The sequence below is a fragment of the Rhizobium leguminosarum genome (assembly GCF_001679785.1).
Lineage (GTDB): Bacteria > Pseudomonadota > Alphaproteobacteria > Rhizobiales > Rhizobiaceae > Rhizobium > Rhizobium leguminosarum_R.
This window is the reverse complement of sequence record NZ_CP016286.1, coordinates 278,860-299,589: the sequence shown is the minus strand read 5'-3', so window position 1 is coordinate 299,589 and position 20,730 is coordinate 278,860. Positions and strand designations below refer to the sequence as shown.

The following is a 20,730-nucleotide window of genomic DNA, read 5'->3' as shown; positions in this document are numbered from 1 at the left end:
TGGGGGAGATGCCCGGCAGGGCAGAGGGGGCGGCCACGGCACGCCCTCTCCATCCTCATTCCTGTGCTCGTCACAGGAGGAGAAGTGGGCGCCAGCCAGTTCTCGCAGGGCGGCGGCCGGCATCGCCCCAAGTCACAGGCTAGCGGTTAGCGTTGGAACGTCAGGTGGATGGTGCCGCTCGGTGACGTTTCCGCCTTGACGGTGTAGCCAGCTTCCAGGCCGCGCAGATCGTCCCACAGGCGGATGCCGCGCCCGAGCAAAATCGGCGTGATAGCAACATGAAGGCGGTCGACAAGGCCAGCTTTGAGATAATCGCGAACGACGGTAGGACCACCGCCTATCCTCACATCCTTGCCGTTTGCGGCCCTCACGGCCTGCTGGAGCGCATCATCAGGGCTGGCATTGAGGAAGTGGAAAGTGGTGCCACCGGCCATCTCCAGAGAGGGTCGTGGCTTGCGGGTGAGGACGAAGACCGGACAGCCGAACGGCGGCTCGTCGCCCCACCAGCCACGCCAATTCGGATCGTCGGGAAAGTTGTGGAGACCGAACATGCCGGCGCCCATGATCTCGGCGCCCACATTCTCGAAATATTCCTTCGCATAGTCGTCGTCGAGACCTGTGGTCCCTGCTCCCGTCGTATCCTTGAGCACGCGCTCACGGAACGTTCGCGTTGCCGCATACGCGCCGACGAGACGCGGCCAGTCCTCACCGAACGGGCTTTCGGGCGTCTGGTCCGTCGTTGTCGCGAAACCATCGAGCGAGATCATGAGATCGACACGAACTACCACTGGGAATCCTCCTTGCGGGTTGTTTGCACTACAGCCCCTCCCTACCATTCAGGGCTGGATACTAAGGCAACTGCCTTCATATTTGGAGCCCGACACTAAGGCAAGTACCTTTTTATCCTTGACCACCCCCACCGACCAATTTACGGATTGATATGCCTTACCACTCGACCCCCCTCGACCTCGCCTTTCACGCTCTCAGTGACCCGACCCGCCGTGCCGTGGTGTCGCGTCTGGTCGAGGGCGAGTTGCCGGTCAGCGCGCTTGCCGAGCCTTTCGACATGGCGCTGCCCTCCTTCGCCCAGCATCTCAAGGTGCTGGAAGATTGCGGGCTGATCGCCAGCGAGAAGCGCGGGCGCAGCCGCTGGTGCCGGCTGGTGCAGGCGCGTTTCGACGAGGCGGCGGACTGGATGGTATCGGAGCGCCGGCGCTGGACCGAGCGGTTGGATCGCCTGGAAGTCTACCTGGACAAAACCGAAGAGGATGATGAAGGACATGGCAAGCCTGTTTGAGACATGGTCGCTCGACCGCGAAATCGTGCTGGTGAAGCTGCTCAACCACCCGCGCGACAAGGTCTTTGCCGCCTGGATGGATCCCAAGGCGCTTGGCGAATGGTACGGGCCGGCCGGCCTCAGCATCGAGACCCACGAAGCCGATATCCGCGAGGGCGGGGTCTGGCGGTTCGACATGGTGGGCGTGTTCGAGGGCCGGGAGCAGCGCTTCCCGAATCTCATGCGCTTTCTGGAGATCGTGCCGAACGAGCGGATCGTGATGGACTATGGCACACCCGATCCTGACGACCCCGACCGTTTCCGAGCCACGGTGACCTTCGATGAGCAGGCCGACGGCAAGACGGTGCTGACCATGCGCCAACTCCACCCCAGCGCCAAGCGCCGTCAGGTGGTCATCGGCTTCGGCGCGGTGGAATACGGGCTGCAGACGCTTGACGGACTCGCCGTCTGGTTGGATGGCTGAGCCCTTGGCCGCGCGGCTGAGCCCTCGGCCGCTCGGTGCCGTCCGGAGGGGGATGAAGGCGCCGCCAATGTCCTCTTCTCCCCGGCGGGGAGAAGTGCCGGAGCGATAGCGAGGCGATCAGGGGTGAGCGGCGAAGCCGCGAATGCGCCGAGCGCGAGCGAAGGGCAATGAATGGTGTGCCGGAGGCCCCTTGTATCTGCACGTTAGGAATTTCGTGCGATGGAAGCGATTGAGCCTCTGGCCGGGTGGCCACCCGGCCAGAGGCGTGACGAAGTCGCCCGCACCCCCTCCGGTTACAACCGTGGATGAGCCTGGGATCTTCGTCATCGTCACGTACGACCGAATAGTCGCTTGGCTCCAATCGCACGCACAAGGCAGGTTACCGTGAACAAAGTTATATGTGGAGTGGATGTTTCGAAGGACTGGCTGGATGCGTTTATCCGCCCGTCCGGGGTGTTTGAGCGCTTCAGCAACGATGCGGCCGGCATCGGCGCGCTGGCCGAGTTTTGCCGGGAGCATGGGGTCGAACTCGTCGTCATGGAGGCTTCCGGCGGCTACGAGCGGGCAGCCTTCCTGTTGTTGTGGGAGTTGGGGATTGCCTGCGCGCTGGCCAATCCGCGCCATGTGCGCCGCTTTGCCGAGGCCATGGGCTTTCTGGAAAAGACCGACCGCATCGATGCGGCGATGATCGCCCATTATGCCGAGGCCAAACGGCTGTCTGCCCTGCCGCCGCCGAAAGCCGCGCAGCTGCGGCTGTCGGCGCTGATGACGCGGCTTTCTCAGGTCACGCGCGACCTGATCGTCCAGAAGCAGCGCCGCAGTGCGGCCCGCGATGGGTCGATCGTGGCAAGCCTCAACGAGGTGATCGCGCTTCTGGTGCGCCAGAGCCGCACGCTCGAAGGCGAGATCGCCTCGATGATCGACGACGATCCGCTCTGGGCCAGTCTCAACCGGGCCTTTCGCTCGATCAAGGGTGTCGCCGATCGCACCGTTGCCCGGCTGATGGCCGAGCTGCCCGAGATCGGCCGGATCTCCAACAAGGCGATCGCCAAGTTGGCCGGCCTTGCGCCGATTGCCAACGACAGCGGTAAACGCAGCGGACCGCGACCGGTGCGCGGCGGGCGCTCCGGACCACGTGGCATCCTGTTCCTGGTCGCCACCATTGCAGCCCGACACGATCCGCACATGGCCGCCTTCCAGCAAAGGTTGCAAAGCGCCGGCAAACCCAAAATGGTCATCCGCATCGCGCTCGCCCGAAAACTTCTGGTCATTCTCAATGCAAAAGCACGAGATGCGCGAAGAGAATTCGAATATGCAACTTGACAACCCAGATAGTCGCTCATCCGACCCTTCGGGCGACCCGTCCTTCGCCCACTCAGGGGAGAAGAGGGAGTAAGATTGGTGCGCTTCTGCCGAATCCACCAATCCAATCAATTGATCTCGCCGCGCGGGGGATCACGACGGTGATCTGGTGCACTGGGTTGGCCGACAGCGCCAGCAAAAGGCGGATCGATGTCAGGGATGAGGAGAAAGAATTGAACAGCTTGATCACGGATGAATTTCCCCTGCGCGACACGCAGAAATTGCGATACGAGATGCTCGATGCATTGTCTGATGCAGACCTTGCTTATGCACTTCCGGGCGACAATCCCACACTTGGCGATCTCTTGCGGGAAATGGGCTGGATTGAGCACTGCTATATTGAGTCCTTTAGAACTCTAAAGATGGATTGGTCCTGTAGCGGCGCACCAGAACTCGCTGCAACCGTGGCCGGTATTCGGACTTGGTATGGTTCGCTCGACGACGAGTTTGAGGCCGTCATACACGGGTATTCTGAGGCCGACCTGAAAAACAGGACCATTGACCGGGGGCACTGGTCCCCCTCTGCCATGGTGCAATTCCATATCTTTCGCGAAGCTGTATTCATGTTTCTGGCCAAGGCCAGTGTTTACCTTAAGGCCATGCGCAAGCGCCTTAGCGACGAGTGGCGAGCAGCCATTGGCTGACGGGGCCTCATAGGTCGCAAGATCCCGCCGAAGGTAAAGTACGAACTCACAGACCTCGGACGGTCATTGATCACGCCGCTGACGCTGCTCGCGGACTGGGCATTCGAGAACCGCCCGGCCATGGAACAGGCCCGTCTCGCCTACGACGACAAACACGGCGGGCCGGCGAAATAATTCGGCCGCGCCACTTTGTCGAAAACCGTTTTCACTTTCCAGCCATTTTGACCGACAGGCGTGAGCCGAGCACTATCATGTGGTTGCTGACGCGACCTGATTGCAGCGGCAGCCAGCCTCGAGCCTCACTCAACCTCCCTTTGGTCAGCGAAAGCCCGCCCCCTCCTCCGTCATCCCAGGCCCTGAGCCTGGGATCCATGCCCGCTGCTGATTGAGGAGGCCAGAGTGGATCCTCAGGTCAAGCCCGAGAAGGACGGAGCGCGGGGTAGCGTCTGCAGCACTGGCTATGTCCCGTGGTTTCGACCATGCAAAATTGCCTTTGACATTACGCTGCCCATAATATATCCATACGGTTATATAGCTAGATGGTGATATATGGACGACAAGCTCGATGCGATTTTCTCCGCACTCGCCGATCCCACGAGGCGGGCAATTCTTGGGCGGCTTGCGAACGGCAAGGCGACGGTGGCTGAACTCGCTGATCCCTTCGAGTTGTCTCAGCCTGCCATATCGAAGCATCTCAAGGTCCTGGAACAGGCCGGATTGATCCGCTCCGGCCGTGAAGCGAATTCGCGTCCCCGCGTCCTCGAGCCGGCCGCGTTGAAGACGGTTGCTGATTGGATCGCCGATTACAGACGCTTCTGGGATCAAAGCTTCGATCGTCTCGATGACTATCTGTCCAAGGTACAAGGATACGAAAATGACTAATCCAGAGACCAACACCGACAACACCCGCGACCTGGTTCTTGTCCGAAAGTTTGATGCTCCATGCGATCTGGTTTTCAGGGCATGGACCGACCCGAAAGCGTTGGCGCAATGGTGCGGTCCGCACGGCTTCAAGGCGGTGGGCGACGAGCTCGAAGCCTGGCCCGGCGGTAGACACCGCGCCTGTCTGATCGCGCCAGATGGAGAGGAGCATTGGGTCGGCGGACAATATCTGGAGGTCGAGCCGCCGCACAGGCTTGTCTTCACACATGCCTGGGAGCTCGCAACCGGCGAAACCAGCCCGGAAACGGTCGTCACCATCACGTTCAGGGACAGCGGCGGAGGCACGGAAATGACGTTTCGGCAGAGTGGATTTGATAGCGCATCATCCCTTGAGGGCCATGAAGACGGCTGGGCGCAAAGTTTCGAGCGATTGAGCTTGTTTCTCGGGACTGAATCCGAAGGGTCGGATCATGCGTAAGGCGGCGATGAAGCTCTATTATTGCGAGACGCTCAATCCCCGGAAGGCCTGCGCCGCCGCTCGTTTTCTCAAAGCCGACGTCGAGTTCGTCAGGGTTGACCTGGCAAACGGAGAACAGCGCACCGCAGAATTCCTGGCGCTGAACCCGAACGGGAAAGTCCCGGTGCTGCAGGACGATGCCGGAACCTTGTGGGAAGCGAACGCCATCATGTGCAGGCTGTCTGACAGCGTCGCATCGGATTTCTGGCCGCATGACCACCGGCAGATCGACGTGCTGCGCTGGTTGAGTTGGGATGCCAGTCACTTCACCCAGCACGGGGCAACGCTCTGGTTTGAAACCTTGATCAAGCCGTTGTTCGGCGGGGAGCCTGACGTTGCCGTGATCGAAAATGCGAAGACGAGTTTTCGAGCGCATGCTCGCGTGCTCGACGATCATTTGGCCAGGAGCAGCGTCGCCGTCGGGGAGACACTGACCGTCGCGGATTTCGCATTGGCCGCTGCACTTCCTTATGCGACTTCTGCTGAGATTCCACTTGCCGAGTTTCGGCATATACAGGCGTGGTACGACCGGCTTGAAGAACTGGATGCGTGGCGAAACCCTTTCCCAGCATAGGAGGGCGGGCGAAGGACTTTTTGCCAGGGTGAAATGCGTTGGCAGAGGCGCGTGAATTTATCGAGATCAGCCACCTGATGTCACAGGAGAAATACCGCGACAGGCAATGAGAAAAACCGCTCCGCTTAGGCGTGCGCCGGGCGCCAATGCGGATAGGTGACATAGGCGGTGAGCGCGCCCTCCTCATGCGTGCTGATCGTCACCGTTTCACCTTTGGGCATGTAGACGATCTCGCCCGGCCCGGCGGTCACCGTTCCCGCCTCTGTCGAGACCGAAAGCTGCCCTTCCAGAACGATCACGACGTCGTCAACAACAATCGTCTCGGTCAGGCTCTGGCCGGGCGCGTAACGCCCATAGCCGATGGTGATCGGCCCTCCATGCCGCTCGTCGACCAGATTGCCGACGGAGATGTCTGCCTCCTGTCCGGGGGAACGCTCGAGGACCGCATCGGTAATTGCGAATTTCTGCATCTTCATCGTCTTCCTCCATGCCGTGGGCAGAGCTAGGGCGGAGAATTGATGCGCCAAGACGGATGATGGCTGTTTCGATCGGAGGACATTTCAGAGCTTCCCTCTGCCCGTAGCTCGCGAGTTCGCTGTAGCCCTGCCCGGCGGCGATTTCGCGTACGATCCGTGGCTCGCGGTTTTATCGCGACCCGCCCATAGCAGGCACGATCTAACCCAACCGGATGATTGTAATCACCGGTCCGGTGTATAGTTTAGAGCAGGTTTGCGGCGACCCCACTGGAAATAGTCGTCGATTCAGGCATGATCTTCGCGACGAACTCTTTTTCAAAGATCATGCCCGAAGATGCAGACGTGGCTGGTATAAAGGAAACTTCATGACTGGAGCAGGCCTTGATCGTTCCGATAGGCTCCATGTCATCGGTGATGTTTGAAAGGTAACGACATGCGTAAAACAATGGCAGTCGGCCTGGCCGCCTTGATCGCCATCTACTTTCTCGGCGGCATGAGCGCGAGACATGAGATCTTTCCTTGGCCACAACTTTCCGCGCTGAAGAAACAGGTTGTCGGAGAGAAGGTGGGGGCTCCAAGCCGTTACACGTTCGACGACAAGGAACGGCTTATCGGGGATGAATCAAAAACGCTTGTGACCTGCCCGGCGCAGACCGACCGAACTGCCGTCTTACTCATTCTTGGTCAATCGAACGCGGCCAACTACGGAGGACAACGGCACCGGTCGAATTATGGCGCTCGCGTTGTAAACGCCTTTGACAAAAAGTGCTTTGTCGCAGCGTCGCCACTTCTTGGGTCGACCAATACCAGGGGAGAATACTGGACGCTTCTTGCGAATAATCTGATCGCATCGGGACAAAACGACAACGTCATCCTCGCACCACTCGCATATTCCGGATCTGAGGTCGCACGATGGGCGGCAGGTGGTGACTTCAATCCCGTGCTGGTCGATACAGTGAAACAGATTCAGGATTCCGGTTACCGGATAACGAACGTCCTCTGGGTGCAAGGAGAGGCGGACCTCGTTATCGGCACCACTGCGGAGGCCTACCAGGAACGTTTCATGTCGATGGTTGACACGTTGCGTCAGCACGGCGTCGAAGCACCCGTTTACATTTCGATCGCATCGAAATGCCTCGAACCGAGCAACGGCGGCTTCAAGGAGCATATTCCAGACAATGCGGTCGTGCGGGCGCAAATGGCCCTGTCAAAAAGCGGCCACGGTATCCGAGAGGGCGTGAATTCCGACGCGTTACTCGATGGAGACGACCGCTACGACGATTGCCATTTCGGGAGCACAGGCGGGGAGAAAGCGTCGCAGGCCTGGCTGAACCTTCTGCGCTCCGATGGCCGCCTGGAAAGCTCGCGATAGTCTTGCCTGAACTGGTTTTCGCGCCTTCGCGAGTGGCGGCCTCGGGCCCTGCCCGGTATTCGACACCTTGTCGCTTGTGCCCCAGCAAGGCAGGGCGCCTCGTTAAGAGGTCGCCCTGTTGTTCGTGTTCCTCTTGATGCTCAGGGCTTTCCCTCTGCCAGCAGTTCGCGGGTCCGCTTCAGTGTCGACAGCAGGGCCGCCTTGTAGCCCGTTTCGCCATCGAACTGTGCCTGCTCGGCCCGCTCTTCCGGGCCGTTCGGCTGTTTGCCGCGCAGGCCGAGATAGCAGTAGAAGCGCAGCTGCAGCTGACCAGCTTCATCTTCGAAAAGCTCGTTGACGATCGCTCCCTCGCGTGGCCCCGCCGCCTGAAAGAAGGTGACCTTGCTTTGCGGCTCCAAGGTGATGATCTCGCGCAGATCCAGCCCGGCAATCGTCGCCTCGCGCACGAAATGGGTTGGGCTTTCCTCCACGACATCGCAGCGGGTGCAGAGACCGGCGGGAAGAAAAAGCCGGGCGTCGCGTGCCTTGCGTTCGAGACCTTGCCAGGCCTCAGCGCGCGTCAACGGGGTTTCGCCTTCCGGGTTCACCGGAACTGTGGCGGTCGAATAGATCATGATGATACTCCTTGTGGTCAGATCGCTGTGCTGCCTCAGGCCGAGGCAACGGTTTCCGAGGCGAAGGCGCGATAGGAGCGCAGTGGGCGTCCGAGCAGCTTTGTCAGGCGCTCGACGTCGCCGGCCTCGGGCAGCATTCCGTCGGTCAGGAAACGCTCGCCCATCAGCCGCATGTCGTAGGCCGCCCAGGCAGGCATGAACTGCTTGAGATTCTGCTCGAAGCCCTCGGTATTGTCACCGCCATAGGCGATCGGGCGGGCGAGCACGTCCGACCAGATGGCGGCGATACCGGCTCCGGTCAGTGTCTCCGGACCGACGAGGTTGATCCGGTCGAGCGCCAGCGGTTCTGCAGCCTGTTCGCGGCGCAGCAGCTCAAGGGCCGCGATCTCGGCAATATCACGCACGTCGATCATGGCGAGACCCTTGGCGCCGACCGGCATCGGATAGGCGCCGTAGCCGGTGATGACATCTTTGACCATCAGATCATTCTGGATGAAGTAGGCCGGGCGCAGGATCGTCGCCTTGAAACCCATCTGCTCGATCATCCGCTCGACGCCGAACTTGCCGGCGAAATGCGGCACGTTCACATAGACGTCGGCGTGGATCACCGAGAGATAGACGATCCGCTCGATGCCGGCCGACCGGGCGACGTTCAGTGCAGTCAGAGCCTGGGTGAATTCGTCCGGCACCACGGCGTTGAGCAGGAACAGGGTCGACACGCCCGACATGGCGCTGCGCAGGGAGTCGACGTCGAGGAAGTCGCCTTGGGCGACGCTGACGCCAGCCGGGAATTCGGCTTTCGACGGGTCGCGGACGAGAGCACGGACATCGGCGCCGCGCTTGACGAGGTGTTCGACGACTTGGCGGCCAACATTGCCTGTGGCGCCGGTAACGAGAATGGTCATGGTCTTTCTCCGTGTTGGGTTGCTTGACACGGCGAATATGTGTGGTTCACTGGCAGTCCGATAGACGGCGATTTTAGACAGACCGTCTCACAGGTGGAACGCTCATGGATCTTCTTGCGCTTGCCGATTTCAATCTCGTTGCCCGCCATGGTGGCTTCGGCAAAGCGGCACGGGCGACAGGCCGGCCGAAGGCGACCCTGTCGCGCCGTGTCGCCGAGCTGGAAAGCGGCCTCGCTCTGCGGCTGTTTGAACGGGGTTCGCGTAACCTGAAGCTTACCGAGGAAGGACGGGCGCTGTTCGAGCGGACCGGGGCGCTGCTTGCCGAACTGGACGAGACGGCTGCGGCGATTGCCTCCGGCGGTCAAAAACCCAAGGGAAGATTGCGCATCAGCGCACCCTTGCACTTTTCCCAGACCGCCATGGGCAGGATCGCTGCGGGCTTTGCCCTTAAATATCCGGAGGTGACGCTCGAGGTGACGAGTGAGGACCGGTCTGTCGATATGATCGAGGAAGGCTACGATCTGGTCATCCGGGTCAATCCGGATCCCGACGAAAGCCTGGTCGGACGGGCGTTTCTGCGCGATCGGCTGGTGGTGGTGGCAAGCCCCGATCTTCCCCGCCCGACCGGCGGACGCGCCGCTCCCGGCGTTGCGCGCGGGGTAGGCGAAGCCCAAACATGGCAGGTGAAGACATCAGGCGGCCGATCGACGATCAAGATCGAACCCGTGCTCACCTTGTCAACGCTCATCACCATCCGCGATGCGGTGCGCGCCGGTGTCGGCGCAGGCCGTCTTCCCATTTCGCTTGTCAGTCACGACCTGGCGGACGGCACCCTGGTCAATTGGGGGGAGATCGACGGCCCCGAGGTCACTCTCTGGACGCTCTACCCCTCCCGGCGGCTGCTCAGCGCGCGCGTGTCGGCGTTCCTGGACTTTCTAAAACAGGCCTTCCCCAATGGCACGCCGGAGGAACTGGCCGCCTATATCGGCAGGTGATGACCGCGCTTTGCCAGCTTCTTCGGCGGGTTTACCACGTTAGGGTCTCTTAGCTCGCTACCTCGTTTCCAACGGAGCGCCCTCAGGCGATGATGAAAGCTGTGGAATCGCGCCCTGCCGAAGTCTCTCAAACGGTATCGATTTTCGTTCGCATCACATCGGAGATCGACTCCGTTAGCTGAGATTGGCTCTAGAAAAGGTGTTCCAATTCTTCGAACGGAGAATACTGTAGCCGTTTGGCATTGCAGCGGTAGTCTTGATGCGTAGGAGCACCAATGGCAAAGCCGTATCTTTGGAAGGGTTGCAAGGATATGGGTCGTGTTGTCACGCCGGCACGTTCTGTGAGTTTATTCTTCGTAAGCGCTCATTTCGCTGCGCGTTGACGCAGTGGATTGTGACGCCCGCAGCGGCTTATGCGGCAGTGGATTTGGCGAAGTTAAATGGGAGCAGATCGTCGATATTGGCGCCGTCCGGACGCTGCGGCGATTCGGTAAAGACGTGTCGCAACCAGGTGAATGGCTCGACGCCACAGGCGCGACAGGTCAGCATAAGGCTGTAGATGACAGCGCTTGCCTTGGCCCCGTCGACAGTGTCGCAAAATAGCCAGCTCTTCCTTCCAGTGGCAAAAACTCTGATATCGCGTTCCAATAAATTGTTGTCGATCGGCATCCTGCCGTCTTCGGTGTAGCGGGTCAGATATTGCCACTGGTTTCGCGTATAGGAGATCGCATCGCCGAGCTTGGTGTCGGGCACGACCTTGGGGGCCATCCTGTCGAGCCACTCCTTCAGGGCATCAAGGACTGGAACGCTATGCTTCTGGCGCAAGCGCCGGATGCAATCGGCCTGCGTTTCGCCGTCATCCGGCTTTTCGTCCCGCACCTGCCTTTCAATCCGATAGAGCTGGTCGAAGAACTTCAATGCCTGCGCGGGCGGCCCGCTTTGTTTCTTCCCGGCCTTGAAGGCGTTGACGAAGCGTCGCCTGGCGTGAGCCATACACCCGACATGCGTTGCGCCCTTCAGGGTGCGCCAGCCCTGATAGCCGTCGCTCATCAGGATGCCGCGATAGTCACCAAGGAAAGTCTGCGGATGCACCTGCCCACGACCGGGCTGATATTCGAGCAGCACAACCGGTTCGACACTATCCTGCCCGCTGCGATAGGCCCAGATGTAGGACTCGTCAGTTGCTTTCCTGTCCTTTTCCTTCAGCACCTGCACCGTGGTCTCGTCACCGTGAATGACGGTAAGCGCACAATTCCCCGCACCTGTTCACTGAACGGCGAATGAGGGAGTCTGTGTCCACAAGGGAGACTGTGGACACAATGACATTGGATAACTTGAAGGGCTCAGGGGGTCTTCGGGCAGTGAAGGTTCTTCCCAACGGGAAGCGGCGTTTCGATCCGGTCGAGAAAGACCGGCTGATCGACGCCGCAATGAAGCCCGGCGTATCGGTTGCCCGTCTGGCACTGGCGCACGGCGTCAACGCCAATCAGTTACGCAACTGGGTGAAGCTTCGCCGAGATCGGCAGGCCCAGGGTAGTTTGACGGCTGCTGCAGGGCAGGAAACGTCGGCCTTTGTTCCTGTGGTTGCAGCGTCGCCGATTGCGCGGCAGCCCGACATGCCGGCCCGGCCATCATCGGCAGGAATGCGGCTGATGGCGTCTTTGCCAAATGGTGTGCGGCTTGAGCTTGAGGATGTGGATGAGCGGGCTCTTTCGGCGATGATCGAAATTCTGGGGCGGTGCAATGTTCCGGCTGGCTGACGATCTTCGCGTCTATCTTCACCGGGACCCGATCGACTTTCGTGCGGGGATCAACAGCCTGGCGATCCTGGTCGAGCAGTCGATGGGCCTGAGCCCGTTCGAGCGTGCTGTCTTTGTCTTTTGCAACCGCCGGCGCACCCGGATGAAGCTCCTGTTCTTCGAGCGGTCAGGGTTCGTGCTTGTATTGAAAGCCTTGTCCGAAGACCGGTTTCGCTGGCCCCGCCGCGAGGCGCCGGTCGTGACGCTCGATACCGAACAGTTGCGCTGGCTGCTTGACGGCATCGATCTCGACGCGATGGTGCGCCATCCTGTTCGGCAATATGAGTTTGTCGGCTGAAGGCTGTTGACGGAGCGGGGCGGCTCAGATTCAAAGCTACGATGACACGAGCCGGCACCCCGACCGTTGCGGAACTGATGGCGCTTCTGGCGGCGAATGCTGCCGAGAACGTCGCGCTGCGGGCTGAGAGAGACGCCCTTGAGCAGCGTGTCTTCAAGCTCGAGGAAGAACTGGCGCTTGCACAACTGCATCGTTTTGCGCCGCGCAGCGAAAAGCATATGGATCGCGTCTTCAATGAAGCCGAGAACGCCGCTCTCGAGGCCGATGCTGATGAGGGCTTGGCCGACTGTGACGAGACCGACGCCACTGAGCTTCCCGACACGGGATTGCCAGAGGTGGAAAAGCCCGAAGGCCGCAAGCGCGGGCGTAAACCTCTTCCGGCAAATTTGCCCCGCCAACGCGTTGAATATGACCTTGCCGACGATCAGAAGACCTGTCCGTGCTGCCGCCATCCGTTGCATCGCATGGGCGAACTCGTCACCGAGCAGCTGCATATCGAGGTGAAGGCCACGGTGCTGCAGAATGCCCGGGCCAAGTATGCTTGCCGCAACTGCGAGCGCACCGATATCAGCACTCCCGTTATCATCGCGCCGATGCCCGCACAGCCCTTGCCGGGGAGCATTGCCACGGCCTCGACGCTGGCCTTTGCTCTTGTTCATAAATATGTCGACGGCACACCGCTCTATCGCCTGGCACAGGCCTTCGAGCGCGCTGGCGTCCCTGTCAGCCGTGGCGCTCTTGGCCATTGGGTGATCGGGTCCAGCGAAAAGCACCTCGTTCGCATCTACGATGCACTGAAGCAGCGGCTCTTGTCGCAGAACGTCATTCACGGTGACGAGACCACGGTGCAGGTGCTGAAGGAAAAGGACAGGAAAGCAACTGACGAGTCCTACATCTGGGCCTATCGCAGCGGGCAGGATAGTGTCGAACCGGTTGTGCTGCTCGAATATCAGCCCGGTCGTGGGCAGGTGCATCCGCAGACTTTCCTTGGTGACTATCGCGGCATCCTGATGAGCGACGGCTATCAGGGCTGGCGCACCCTGAAGGGCGCAACGCATGTCGGGTGTATGGCTCACGCCAGGCGACGCTTCGTCAACGCCTTCAAGGCCGGGAAGAAACAAAGCGGGCCGCCCGCGCAGGCATTGAAGTTCTTCGACCAGCTCTATCGGATTGAAAGGCAGGTGCGGGACGAAAAGCCGGATGACGGCGAAACGCAGGCCGATTGCATCCGGCGCTTGCGCCAGAAGCATAGCGTTCCAGTCCTTGATGCCCTGAAGGAGTGGCTCGACAGGATGGCCCCCAAGGTCGTGCCCGACACCAAGCTCGGCGATGCGATCTCCTATACGCGAAACCAGTGGCAATATCTGACCCGCTACACCGAAGACGGCAGGATGCCGATCGACAACAATTTATTGGAACGCGATATCAGAGTTTTTGCCACTGGAAGGAAGAGCTGGCTATTTTGCGACACTGTCGACGGGGCCAAGGCAAGCGCTGTCATCTACAGCCTTATGCTGACCTGTCGCGCCTGTGGCGTCGAGCCATTCACCTGGTTGCGACACGTCTTTACCGAATCGCCGCAGCGTCCGGACGGCGCCAATATCGACGATCTGCTCCCATTTAACTTCGCCAAATCCACTGCCGCATAAGCCGCTGCGGGCGTCACAATCCACTGCGTCAACGCGCAGCGAAATGAGCGCTTACGAATGACGTTCTGCGACAAGAGCCGCTGCTTCAGTGCATCGTAGATGCGAACGAGGTGCTTTTCGCTGGACCCGATCACCCAATGGCCAAGAGCGCCACGGCTGACAGGGACGCCAGCGCGCTCGAAGGCCTGTGCCAGGCGATAGAGCGGTGTGCCGTCGACATATTTATGAACAAGAGCAAAGGCCAGCGTCGAGGCCGTGGCAATGCTCCCCGGCAAGGGCTGTGCGGGCATCGGCGCGATGATAACGGGAGTGCTGATATCGGTGCGCTCGCAGTTGCGGCAAGCATACTTGGCCCGGGCATTCTGCAGCACCGTGGCCTTCACCTCGATATGCAGCTGCTCGGTGACGAGTTCGCCCATGCGATGCAACGGATGGCGGCAGCACGGACAGGTCTTCTGATCGTCGGCAAGGTCATATTCAACGCGTTGGCGGGGCAAATTTGCCGGAAGAGGTTTACGCCCGCGCTTGCGGCCTTCGGGCTTTTCCACCTCTGGCAATCCCGTGTCGGGAAGCTCAGTGGCGTCGGTCTCGTCACAGTCGGCCAAGCCCTCATCAGCATCGGCCTCGAGAGCGGCGTTCTCGGCTTCATTGAAGACGCGATCCATATGCTTTTCGCTGCGCGGCGCAAAACGATGCAGTTGTGCAAGCGCCAGTTCTTCCTCGAGCTTGAAGACACGCTGCTCAAGGGCGTCTCTCTCAGCCCGCAGCGCGACGTTCTCGGCAGCATTCGCCGCCAGAAGCGCCATCAGTTCCGCAACGGTCGGGGTGCCGGCTCGTGTCATCGTAGCTTTGAATCTGAGCCGCCCCGCTCCGTCAACAGCCTTCAGCCGACAAACTCATATTGCCGAACAGGATGGCGCACCATCGCGTCGAGATCGATGCCGTCAAGCAGCCAGCGCAACTGTTCGGTATCGAGCGTCACGACCGGCGCCTCGCGGCGGGGCCAGCGAAACCGGTCTTCGGACAAGGCTTTCAATACAAGCACGAACCCTGACCGCTCGAAGAACAGGAGCTTCATCCGGGTGCGCCGGCGGTTGCAAAAGACAAAGACAGCACGCTCGAACGGGCTCAGGCCCATCGACTGCTCGACCAGGATCGCCAGGCTGTTGATCCCCGCACGAAAGTCGATCGGGTCCCGGTGAAGATAGACGCGAAGATCGTCAGCCAGCCGGAACATTGCACCGCCCCAGAATTTCGATCATCGCCGAAAGAGCCCGCTCATCCACATCCTCAAGCTCAAGCCGCACACCATTTGGCAAAGACGCCATCAGCCGCATTCCTGCCGATGATGGCCGGGCCGGCATGTCGGGCTGCCGCGCAATCGGCGACGCTGCAACCACAGGAACAAAGGCCGACGTTTCCTGCCCTGCAGCAGCCGTCAAACTACCCTGGGCCTGCCGATCTCGGCGAAGCTTCACCCAGTTGCGTAACTGATTGGCGTTGACGCCGTGCGCCAGTGCCAGACGGGCAACCGATACGCCGGGCTTCATTGCGGCGTCGATCAGCCGGTCTTTCTCGACCGGATCGAAACGCCGCTTCCCGTTGGGAAGAACCTTCACTGCCCGAAGACCCCCTGAGCCCTTCAAGTTATCCAATGTCATTGTGTCCACAGTCTCCCTTGTGGACACAGACTCCCTCATTCGCCGTTCAGTGAACAGGTGCGGGGAATTGTGCGCTTACTATTCTTCGCCTTAAACCTGATGCAGATGATCCGATCAACACCGCTTAATGTCAGTGAGTTCGATATCGTTGCGCCGCTGATTTCACGCTCATTGTAATACGCCTTCCGTGCATATTCGATGACAGCTGATCTGTCGGCTGCCGTTGGCGCGGTCTGGTTGGAATACACCGGATCCCACCGCTCGGGAGTCCCGCAGCCGGTCAGCAGTATCGGGATTGCAAGAAGAGTCAGGCGAGGCATTTGCTCTTTTGGTCCATTTCTCTACCACAATTCGGAAATGCTTATTTCTTCGATGATATATTGGCCCTCGCGTATGGCCCGCGCAATGGCTCCCGCACGGCTGATACGTTGAAGTTCTTTCTTATAATTGCGCATAGTTCGATGGCGGCAACGTTCTCCGGATTCAGCAACGTATGCATCTCGGCCCTGCTTACTTTCAGATCCTCGGTAACTAACATATCTCCGATTTCCATCCTCGGAATCGGTTCGCGATACTTTCCATCCTCATATGCATCAAGCTCAGCCTTCTGATACTTCCGATAGGCTTCATTCACGCTGCGAAAAGACAGCGCTTCGTCAGAGATATCATTGTGAACGAACTCGATGCATCCTCGCGGATAGTGATCGCCCAGAGCATCAATGACATCGCCTGCCTTCTTCAGCACCTCAATCGCAGAAGCGTCGCTCGCACGCGAGAGTGCCGGGTGTCCGTATTTTCGAAGCATGTCGTACGCCGCTTTCAACGCGGCCTCCTCGTCTCCTGCCTTAAACTTCTCGTTTATCTCCTTCGCTTCATCCATATGATCTGTGAAAATCACGTGGAGCAAAGGGTTGGTGCTTGCAAGTTCATTCATTAGCTCCTTGACCGATCCCGGCGTCGCATCTTGGGCAATCGCTCCGGATGCGAGAAACCCAACCCCCGCGCATAGCGATAAGAAATTTTTCATGCAAACTCGTCCCCACTTTGCACGTCCCCAGAAGACCTATCAGTCTATCGTGACGCCGTCGGCGTCAATATGGCTGCACGTCACGCCAAATTCACCGGTTCATATGAGATGACAGAGGGTGGGCGCGTGCTTTCGCCGCGACCCCGCCGTCGAAGAAAAGCCTTCCTGCGAAATTCCTCGAATCAAAGCCGATTTTAGAGTAAAATTAACCAGTGCATTGAGAGGGCAGAAACGTCCTTGCGCGCCGCATGCGTCGCGCAGCGCTTACGAAGGAAAGATGAGCCAATGAAAAGGTTAGCAATCGTTATCCTGTCGCTGGTGACGGCGCTGACGAGCGTCCCGCCGGTCATGGCGTTTCCCACCATTGCCGTGCCGAAAATCGAAGCCGCCAAGGCGCAGCCGGTCCAGTACAGAAATTATCGCGGTGGGTACCGAGGCGGCTATCGAGGCTATCGCGGGCGTGGATACCGCAATCGTAACGACGATTGGGCCTGGGCACTCGGCGGGCTCGCGACCGGCGCGATCATCGGCGGAATGCTGGCGCAGCCGCGGTATTATGGCCCCAGCTACTACGGTCGGGGCTACTACGACCGAGGCTACTACGACGGAGGCTACTACGGATCGCCCTATTACGGTCCGCCGCGCTACTACGGGTCGACCATTTACCGTCCGCGCTACTACGCGCCTTACCGCCCGCGCTACTACGCGCCGCGTTACCGCCAGGTCTATAGTGGCGGCAACGGACATGTAAGCTGGTGCTATGCGCGCTACCGGTCCTACAGGGCTTACGACAACACGTTCCAGCCCTATTACGGTCCGCGACGGGCGTGCATCTCGCCCTACTAAAGCATGCCGCGCGAAACTGTGCAGCGGTTTTGCGCAACGACATGCGCAAAACCAAAGACCTGAGGCGCGACATGCGAGCCTGACAGATCGCGATGCGCTTTAGCGGAAACCGCCGCTGGCAGCCAATCGTTCGCCGGTCAGCCAGCGGGCATCGTCGGAAGCGAGGAAGACGGCGACGCCGGCGATATCGTCCGGCTGGCCGATGCGGCCGAGCGGTGTCTGGGCGACCATGGTCTGTTCGAAATCCGAGCCGATGACGCCGGCCGAGTGCGTGCCCTCGGTTTCGACCATCCCTGGCAGGATGGCGTTGACGCGGATCTTGCGCGGGCCGAGTTCCTTGGCAAGCACGCTGTTGATGCCCTCGACGGCTCCCTTCGTGCCGGTGTAGACGGCAGTGGCCGGTGGGGCCAGGCTGGTGACCACCGAGGAGATGTTGATGATGCTGCCGCCCTCGCCGAGATGCTTGACCGCTGCCTGGGTGGTCAGGAGAACACCGAGAACATTCACGTCGAAGATGCGGCGATATTGCTCCTCGGTCACCTCCTCAATCGACGCGAATTCATAGACGCCTGAGTTGTTGACCAGCACGTCGAGCTTGCCGAACGCCTTGACCGCAGCATCGACCAGTCCCTGCGCCTCAGCGGCCTTCGAAACATCGCCCTGCACCGCGATGGCTTTGCCACCGGCCGCGCTGATCGCCTCAACCACGGCGTCCGCTCCCGCCTTGCTCGAAGCGTAGTTGACCACCACTTGCGCGCCTTCAGCCGCGAGTGCCTTAGCAATCGCAGCACCGATTCCTTTGGAGGCCCCCGTTACGACAGCGACTTTTCCTGTAAGCTTAGCCATTTCTCGTTCCTTCAGATCTGGACAGCCGCCGGAGTGGCGGGCTTGTTCCATAGTTCAGAAATTCGGAACTGTTGATCTCGATGTCAAGGGTGGCTATATAAAATTCATGAGACCGCTTTTTCACCCAGCCCTGGAGGACATCAAGCCCGAGGCGATCCTCTATGCGCTGTCCGATCCAGAGCGCGTCGCCATTTATGCAAAGCTTGCCGGCGCCAGCGGTGGCGGGACGTGCTCTGCGCTTGCCGATCTCGGCGACCGCGTCATTCCAAAGTCGTCGCTGTCCAACCATTTCAAGGTGCTGCGCGAATCCGGGCTGATCCGGAGCGAGCGGCAGGGTGTGGAGATGCGCAATCAAACGCGCTGCACTGAGCTGGACGAACGCTTCCCGGGCCTGATCAGGGCAATCCTGACGGCTTACGGCCAACTTCCCGGGCAGCCGAAGGCGGACTGATCGCCCTAGAGGATAGCCCCAATGGCCGCTGCCGGCGGAGGTTGGCCTAGAGCAGATCCTGCGATTGTGGCGACGTAGTCGTCATGGACAACCTGCCCGCCACAAGGCCGCGGGCGTGCGCGACGCGATTGAGGCCGCAGGGGGCAAGCCTGTTCTACCTGCCGCCCTACAGTCCCGACTTCAACCCCATCGAGAACGCCTTCTCCAAGCTCAAGGCGTTATTGCGAGCAGAGGCCGAGAGAACCATCAAGGCTTTGTGGAACGCCGTCGGTCCGCTTCTCGACCTCTTCACGCCAGCCGAATACGCAAACTACTTTAAGGCCGCAGGATATGAACCGGATTAAACAGACGTGCTTGCGGGGTAGCTGACTTCGGCGCTCCAGGCGTCCTTAGGCTGCGCATGCAGGCTCCAGAAGGCTTCTGCAATCTCGTGAGATTCGGACGATCCCGCGGAAACCAATGTTCCGATGGTGACCGTAGCGATATGCACACCGCGCTCGCGGAAGCCCTCGAACGTGCCCAGCGTCAGGGCGCGAATACCGGCCTTGCCGATGCTCAGCGACAGGTAGTCGGGGTGAGGCGCAACTCCAAATATGCCGCCGGTGAGGAGGATAGACCCTTCGCCTCGCTTGAGCATGCCGCTCGAAACGTCCTGGACGGCAACCAAAGCCGCACCGATGTTGACGGTGAGATCCGGCACGAAGGTGTCAGGCTTCTGGGTCTCGATCGTGGCGGAATGCATGGATGCCACATTAAAGTGCAGGACGTCGATGGCGCCAAATTCGGCCTCAGTCTCCTTGATCAGAGCGCTGACGCTGGCGAGGTCGCCGGCATCTACAGCTTTGGCGGCAACAACAAAGCCCTCGTCTTTCATCTGGGCGACGCGCTCGCTGAGCTTGGCGGCGTCCCGTGACGTCAGAATAATCCGGAAGCCTTCCTCAGCAAAGCGTACAGCGGTGGCGATACCGATGCCCGGACCAGATCCGATGCTCAGAAACGTTTTCATGTGAGATGCTCCTTTATGCTTGGCGGAAGTACGTCTTTGCACCGGATCCTACAATCGTGCTAAAATACAAATGACTGATGCGTAAAATGCAGGAATGGCATGCACGGAGGGTTTGATGATCTGGTCGCATTCGTTGCCGTCGTGGAAACCGGCAGCTTTCGAGCCGCCGGTGTTAATCTTGAACGTGACGCATCCGTTATCTCGCGCAGACTGACGCAACTCGAAGAGCGCTTGGGCGTCCAGCTCCTCTTCAGAACCACGCGCAGCGTCACACTGACGGAGGCAGGCAGCTACTATTTCCGGCGCGTCAGGTCAGTGCTCGAGGAGCTTGAGATAGCTACGCGCGAAGTTGGCGGGTTCGCGGCAACACCTCAAGGCGTACTGAAGATCTCGTTGCCCGTGACGTTCGGGCGCGATGTGATCGCCCCAATCCTTCCCGCATTTCTTGCGAAGTACCGTGAGATTCGGATTGACGCGCACTTTCTCGATCGCACCGTCGATATCGTCAGCGAAGGGTTCGACCTGGTCATTCGTGTCGGAATCATCCGCGACAGCTCGTTGATGGCCCGCAAGATCGGATCGTTCCGCAGCCTGCTTGTGGCGTCGCCGGCCTATGTCGAAAACCGCGGAATGCCCGAGACGCCCGATGCGCTACGCAGCCATTCCTGCCTTGGCTTCACCAATCACCCCGATTGGCCAAGCTGGGTACTGGAAAAGGATGGCGTCCAAGCTACTCTGCGTCCTGAAGGGCCGCTCGTCGCCAATAGCAGCGAGGCTCTTATGCTGGCAGCGGTGCAGGGCACCGGCATCGCCCTCGTCCCGGACTGGATGGCAGTCTCCTTTCTGGAAGCCGGAAGCCTGGTGCCTGTCCTGCCGGGATGGATGAGCGTGCGAGAGATCGGGGTTTATGCCGTTATGCCTCCTGGGACGCTTGTGCCCGCTAAGACACGCGTGTTTCTCGATACAATCGTCGAGGCAATGCGCACCACCCGGATCTGGTGGGATCGCTAAATAGTGCGGGTGCTGTTAGAGCAATTCCAGGAAAT

25 protein-coding genes and 3 pseudogenes are annotated in these 20,730 nt (G+C 60.0%); 17 read left to right on the top strand and 11 right to left on the bottom strand.

The features are described from left to right. Positions 1-146 precede the first annotated feature (146 nt). Positions 147-788 (bottom strand): dihydrofolate reductase family protein, encoded by a 642-nt coding sequence (locus tag BA011_RS01610; RefSeq protein ID WP_065279192.1) that lies wholly within the window; start codon positions 786-788, stop codon positions 147-149. Positions 789-940: 152 nt separating this feature from the next. Here BA011_RS01610 and BA011_RS01605 point away from each other — a divergent pair, with 152 nt between their 5' ends. The 8 genes from BA011_RS01605 (at position 941) to BA011_RS01575 (ending at position 5,739) form a co-directional block, all read left to right on the top strand. Further along, positions 941-1,297: an ArsR/SmtB family transcription factor gene (locus BA011_RS01605; protein WP_011650943.1), complete on the top strand. Its 357-nt coding sequence runs from the start codon at positions 941-943 to the stop codon at positions 1,295-1,297. Beyond that, positions 1,272-1,760: an SRPBCC family protein gene (locus BA011_RS01600; RefSeq protein ID WP_186806491.1), complete on the top strand. Its 489-nt coding sequence runs from the start codon at positions 1,272-1,274 to the stop codon at positions 1,758-1,760. The genes BA011_RS01605 and BA011_RS01600 overlap by 26 nt, the downstream gene beginning before the upstream one ends. 384 nt (positions 1,761-2,144) lie before the next feature. Further along, the gene (locus BA011_RS01595) at positions 2,145-3,083 is read left to right on the top strand and encodes an IS110 family transposase (protein WP_065279191.1); all 939 of its coding nucleotides are present in this window, start codon (positions 2,145-2,147) and stop codon (positions 3,081-3,083) included. 158 nt (positions 3,084-3,241) lie between these two features. Next, positions 3,242-3,766: a hypothetical protein gene (locus BA011_RS01590; protein WP_186806490.1), complete on the top strand. Its 525-nt coding sequence runs from the start codon at positions 3,242-3,244 to the stop codon at positions 3,764-3,766. A 9-nt stretch (positions 3,767-3,775) separates the two neighbouring features. Beyond that, on the top strand, positions 3,776-3,940 hold the full coding sequence (locus BA011_RS46490) for a winged helix-turn-helix transcriptional regulator (protein ID WP_151343372.1): 165 nt from the start codon (positions 3,776-3,778) through the stop codon (positions 3,938-3,940). A 375-nt stretch (positions 3,941-4,315) separates the two neighbouring features. Further along, positions 4,316-4,648 carry an ArsR/SmtB family transcription factor gene (locus BA011_RS01585; RefSeq protein ID WP_017959456.1) on the top strand — a complete coding sequence of 111 codons (333 nt, stop codon included), beginning with the start codon at positions 4,316-4,318 and terminating at the stop codon, positions 4,646-4,648. Beyond that, on the top strand, positions 4,641-5,126 hold the full coding sequence (locus BA011_RS01580; RefSeq protein WP_065279189.1) for an SRPBCC family protein: 486 nt from the start codon (positions 4,641-4,643) through the stop codon (positions 5,124-5,126). The genes BA011_RS01585 and BA011_RS01580 overlap by 8 nt, the downstream gene beginning before the upstream one ends. Beyond that, positions 5,119-5,739, top strand: a complete 621-nt coding sequence (locus tag BA011_RS01575) for a glutathione S-transferase family protein (protein WP_186806489.1) — start codon at positions 5,119-5,121, stop codon at positions 5,737-5,739. Before BA011_RS01580 ends, BA011_RS01575 begins: the two co-directional genes overlap by 8 nt. A gap of 125 nt (positions 5,740-5,864) precedes the next feature. On the opposite strand, the gene BA011_RS01570 is transcribed toward BA011_RS01575, so the two are convergent. Further along, positions 5,865-6,215 (bottom strand): AraC family ligand binding domain-containing protein, encoded by a 351-nt coding sequence (locus BA011_RS01570; protein ID WP_065279188.1) that lies wholly within the window; start codon positions 6,213-6,215, stop codon positions 5,865-5,867. A 433-nt stretch (positions 6,216-6,648) separates the two neighbouring features. On the opposite strand from BA011_RS01570, the gene BA011_RS01565 reads away from it, so the two are divergent. Then, the gene (locus BA011_RS01565) at positions 6,649-7,587 is read left to right on the top strand and encodes a sialate O-acetylesterase (RefSeq protein ID WP_065279187.1); all 939 of its coding nucleotides are present in this window, start codon (positions 6,649-6,651) and stop codon (positions 7,585-7,587) included. A gap of 140 nt (positions 7,588-7,727) precedes the next feature. Here the strand turns inward: BA011_RS01565 and BA011_RS01560 are convergent, their stop codons facing one another. Together BA011_RS01560 and BA011_RS01555 are read right to left on the bottom strand one after the other, a co-directional pair. Further along, on the bottom strand, positions 7,728-8,201 hold the full coding sequence (locus tag BA011_RS01560; RefSeq protein ID WP_065279186.1) for an SRPBCC family protein: 474 nt from the start codon (positions 8,199-8,201) through the stop codon (positions 7,728-7,730). A 35-nt stretch (positions 8,202-8,236) separates the two neighbouring features. Further along, the gene (locus BA011_RS01555; RefSeq protein ID WP_065279185.1) at positions 8,237-9,106 is read right to left on the bottom strand and encodes an SDR family oxidoreductase; all 870 of its coding nucleotides are present in this window, start codon (positions 9,104-9,106) and stop codon (positions 8,237-8,239) included. A 104-nt stretch (positions 9,107-9,210) separates the two neighbouring features. Here BA011_RS01555 and BA011_RS01550 point away from each other — a divergent pair, with 104 nt between their 5' ends. Beyond that, the gene (locus BA011_RS01550) at positions 9,211-10,101 is read left to right on the top strand and encodes a LysR family transcriptional regulator (protein ID WP_065279184.1); all 891 of its coding nucleotides are present in this window, start codon (positions 9,211-9,213) and stop codon (positions 10,099-10,101) included. 411 nt (positions 10,102-10,512) lie between these two features. Here the strand turns inward: BA011_RS01550 and tnpC (BA011_RS01545) are convergent. Continuing rightward, positions 10,513-11,340: pseudogene (gene tnpC, locus BA011_RS01545) on the bottom strand (IS66 family transposase); the annotation flags it as partial. A gap of 80 nt (positions 11,341-11,420) precedes the next feature. Between tnpC (BA011_RS01545) and tnpA (BA011_RS01540) the strand changes: the two are divergent. Genes tnpA (BA011_RS01540) through tnpC (BA011_RS01530) form a run of 3 tightly spaced genes read left to right on the top strand, consistent with a single transcriptional unit; the run spans position 11,421 to position 13,847 of the window. After that, positions 11,421-11,861, top strand: coding sequence for an IS66-like element accessory protein TnpA (gene tnpA / locus BA011_RS01540; RefSeq protein ID WP_065282368.1), 441 nt, complete (start codon positions 11,421-11,423; stop codon positions 11,859-11,861). Further along, on the top strand, positions 11,845-12,198 hold the full coding sequence (tnpB, locus tag BA011_RS01535; protein ID WP_018240906.1) for an IS66 family insertion sequence element accessory protein TnpB: 354 nt from the start codon (positions 11,845-11,847) through the stop codon (positions 12,196-12,198). The genes tnpA (BA011_RS01540) and tnpB (BA011_RS01535) overlap by 17 nt, the downstream gene beginning before the upstream one ends. Before the next feature lie 41 nt (positions 12,199-12,239). Then, the gene (gene tnpC, locus BA011_RS01530; protein WP_065279183.1) at positions 12,240-13,847 is read left to right on the top strand and encodes an IS66 family transposase; all 1,608 of its coding nucleotides are present in this window, start codon (positions 12,240-12,242) and stop codon (positions 13,845-13,847) included. A gap of 56 nt (positions 13,848-13,903) precedes the next feature. On the opposite strand, the pseudogene BA011_RS40970 reads toward tnpC (BA011_RS01530), so the two are convergent. The 4 genes and pseudogenes from BA011_RS40970 to BA011_RS01515 form a co-directional block, all read right to left on the bottom strand. Continuing rightward, a pseudogene (locus BA011_RS40970) lies at positions 13,904-14,689 on the bottom strand (IS66 family transposase); the annotation flags it as partial. A gap of 41 nt (positions 14,690-14,730) precedes the next feature. Next, the gene (tnpB, locus tag BA011_RS01525) at positions 14,731-15,084 is read right to left on the bottom strand and encodes an IS66 family insertion sequence element accessory protein TnpB (RefSeq protein ID WP_018240906.1); all 354 of its coding nucleotides are present in this window, start codon (positions 15,082-15,084) and stop codon (positions 14,731-14,733) included. Beyond that, entirely contained in the window at positions 15,068-15,508 is a 441-nt protein-coding gene (gene tnpA / locus BA011_RS01520; protein ID WP_065282368.1) for an IS66-like element accessory protein TnpA, read from the bottom strand. Before tnpA (BA011_RS01520) ends, tnpB (BA011_RS01525) begins: the two co-directional genes overlap by 17 nt. A 361-nt stretch (positions 15,509-15,869) precedes the next feature. Then, a complete protein-coding gene (locus BA011_RS01515) occupies positions 15,870-16,535 on the bottom strand; it encodes a hypothetical protein (RefSeq protein ID WP_065279182.1) in 666 nt (221 codons plus the stop codon). A gap of 285 nt (positions 16,536-16,820) precedes the next feature. Between BA011_RS01515 and BA011_RS01510 the strand changes: the two genes are divergently transcribed. Beyond that, a complete protein-coding gene (locus tag BA011_RS01510; protein WP_065279181.1) occupies positions 16,821-17,381 on the top strand; it encodes a BA14K family protein in 561 nt (186 codons plus the stop codon). Between the two features lie 99 nt (positions 17,382-17,480). Here BA011_RS01510 and BA011_RS01505 read toward each other — a convergent pair whose 3' ends face one another. Then, a complete protein-coding gene (locus BA011_RS01505) occupies positions 17,481-18,227 on the bottom strand; it encodes a glucose 1-dehydrogenase (protein WP_065279180.1) in 747 nt (248 codons plus the stop codon). A 106-nt stretch (positions 18,228-18,333) separates the two neighbouring features. Here BA011_RS01505 and BA011_RS01500 point away from each other — a divergent pair, with 106 nt between their 5' ends. After that, the gene (locus BA011_RS01500; protein ID WP_065279179.1) at positions 18,334-18,678 is read left to right on the top strand and encodes an ArsR/SmtB family transcription factor; all 345 of its coding nucleotides are present in this window, start codon (positions 18,334-18,336) and stop codon (positions 18,676-18,678) included. Between the two features lie 71 nt (positions 18,679-18,749). Continuing rightward, a pseudogene (locus tag BA011_RS01495) lies at positions 18,750-19,022 on the top strand (transposase); the annotation flags it as partial. Here the strand turns inward: BA011_RS01495 and BA011_RS01490 are convergent. Then, positions 19,019-19,684 carry an SDR family NAD(P)-dependent oxidoreductase gene (locus tag BA011_RS01490; protein WP_065279178.1) on the bottom strand — a complete coding sequence of 222 codons (666 nt, stop codon included), beginning with the start codon at positions 19,682-19,684 and terminating at the stop codon, positions 19,019-19,021. The pseudogene BA011_RS01495 and the gene BA011_RS01490 overlap by 4 nt on opposite strands. Before the next feature lie 99 nt (positions 19,685-19,783). Between BA011_RS01490 and BA011_RS01485 the strand changes: the two genes are divergently transcribed. Next, complete coding sequence (locus BA011_RS01485; RefSeq protein ID WP_065279177.1) at positions 19,784-20,695, top strand: LysR family transcriptional regulator; 912 nt, start codon at positions 19,784-19,786, stop codon at positions 20,693-20,695. Positions 20,696-20,730: the final 35 nt, after the last annotated feature.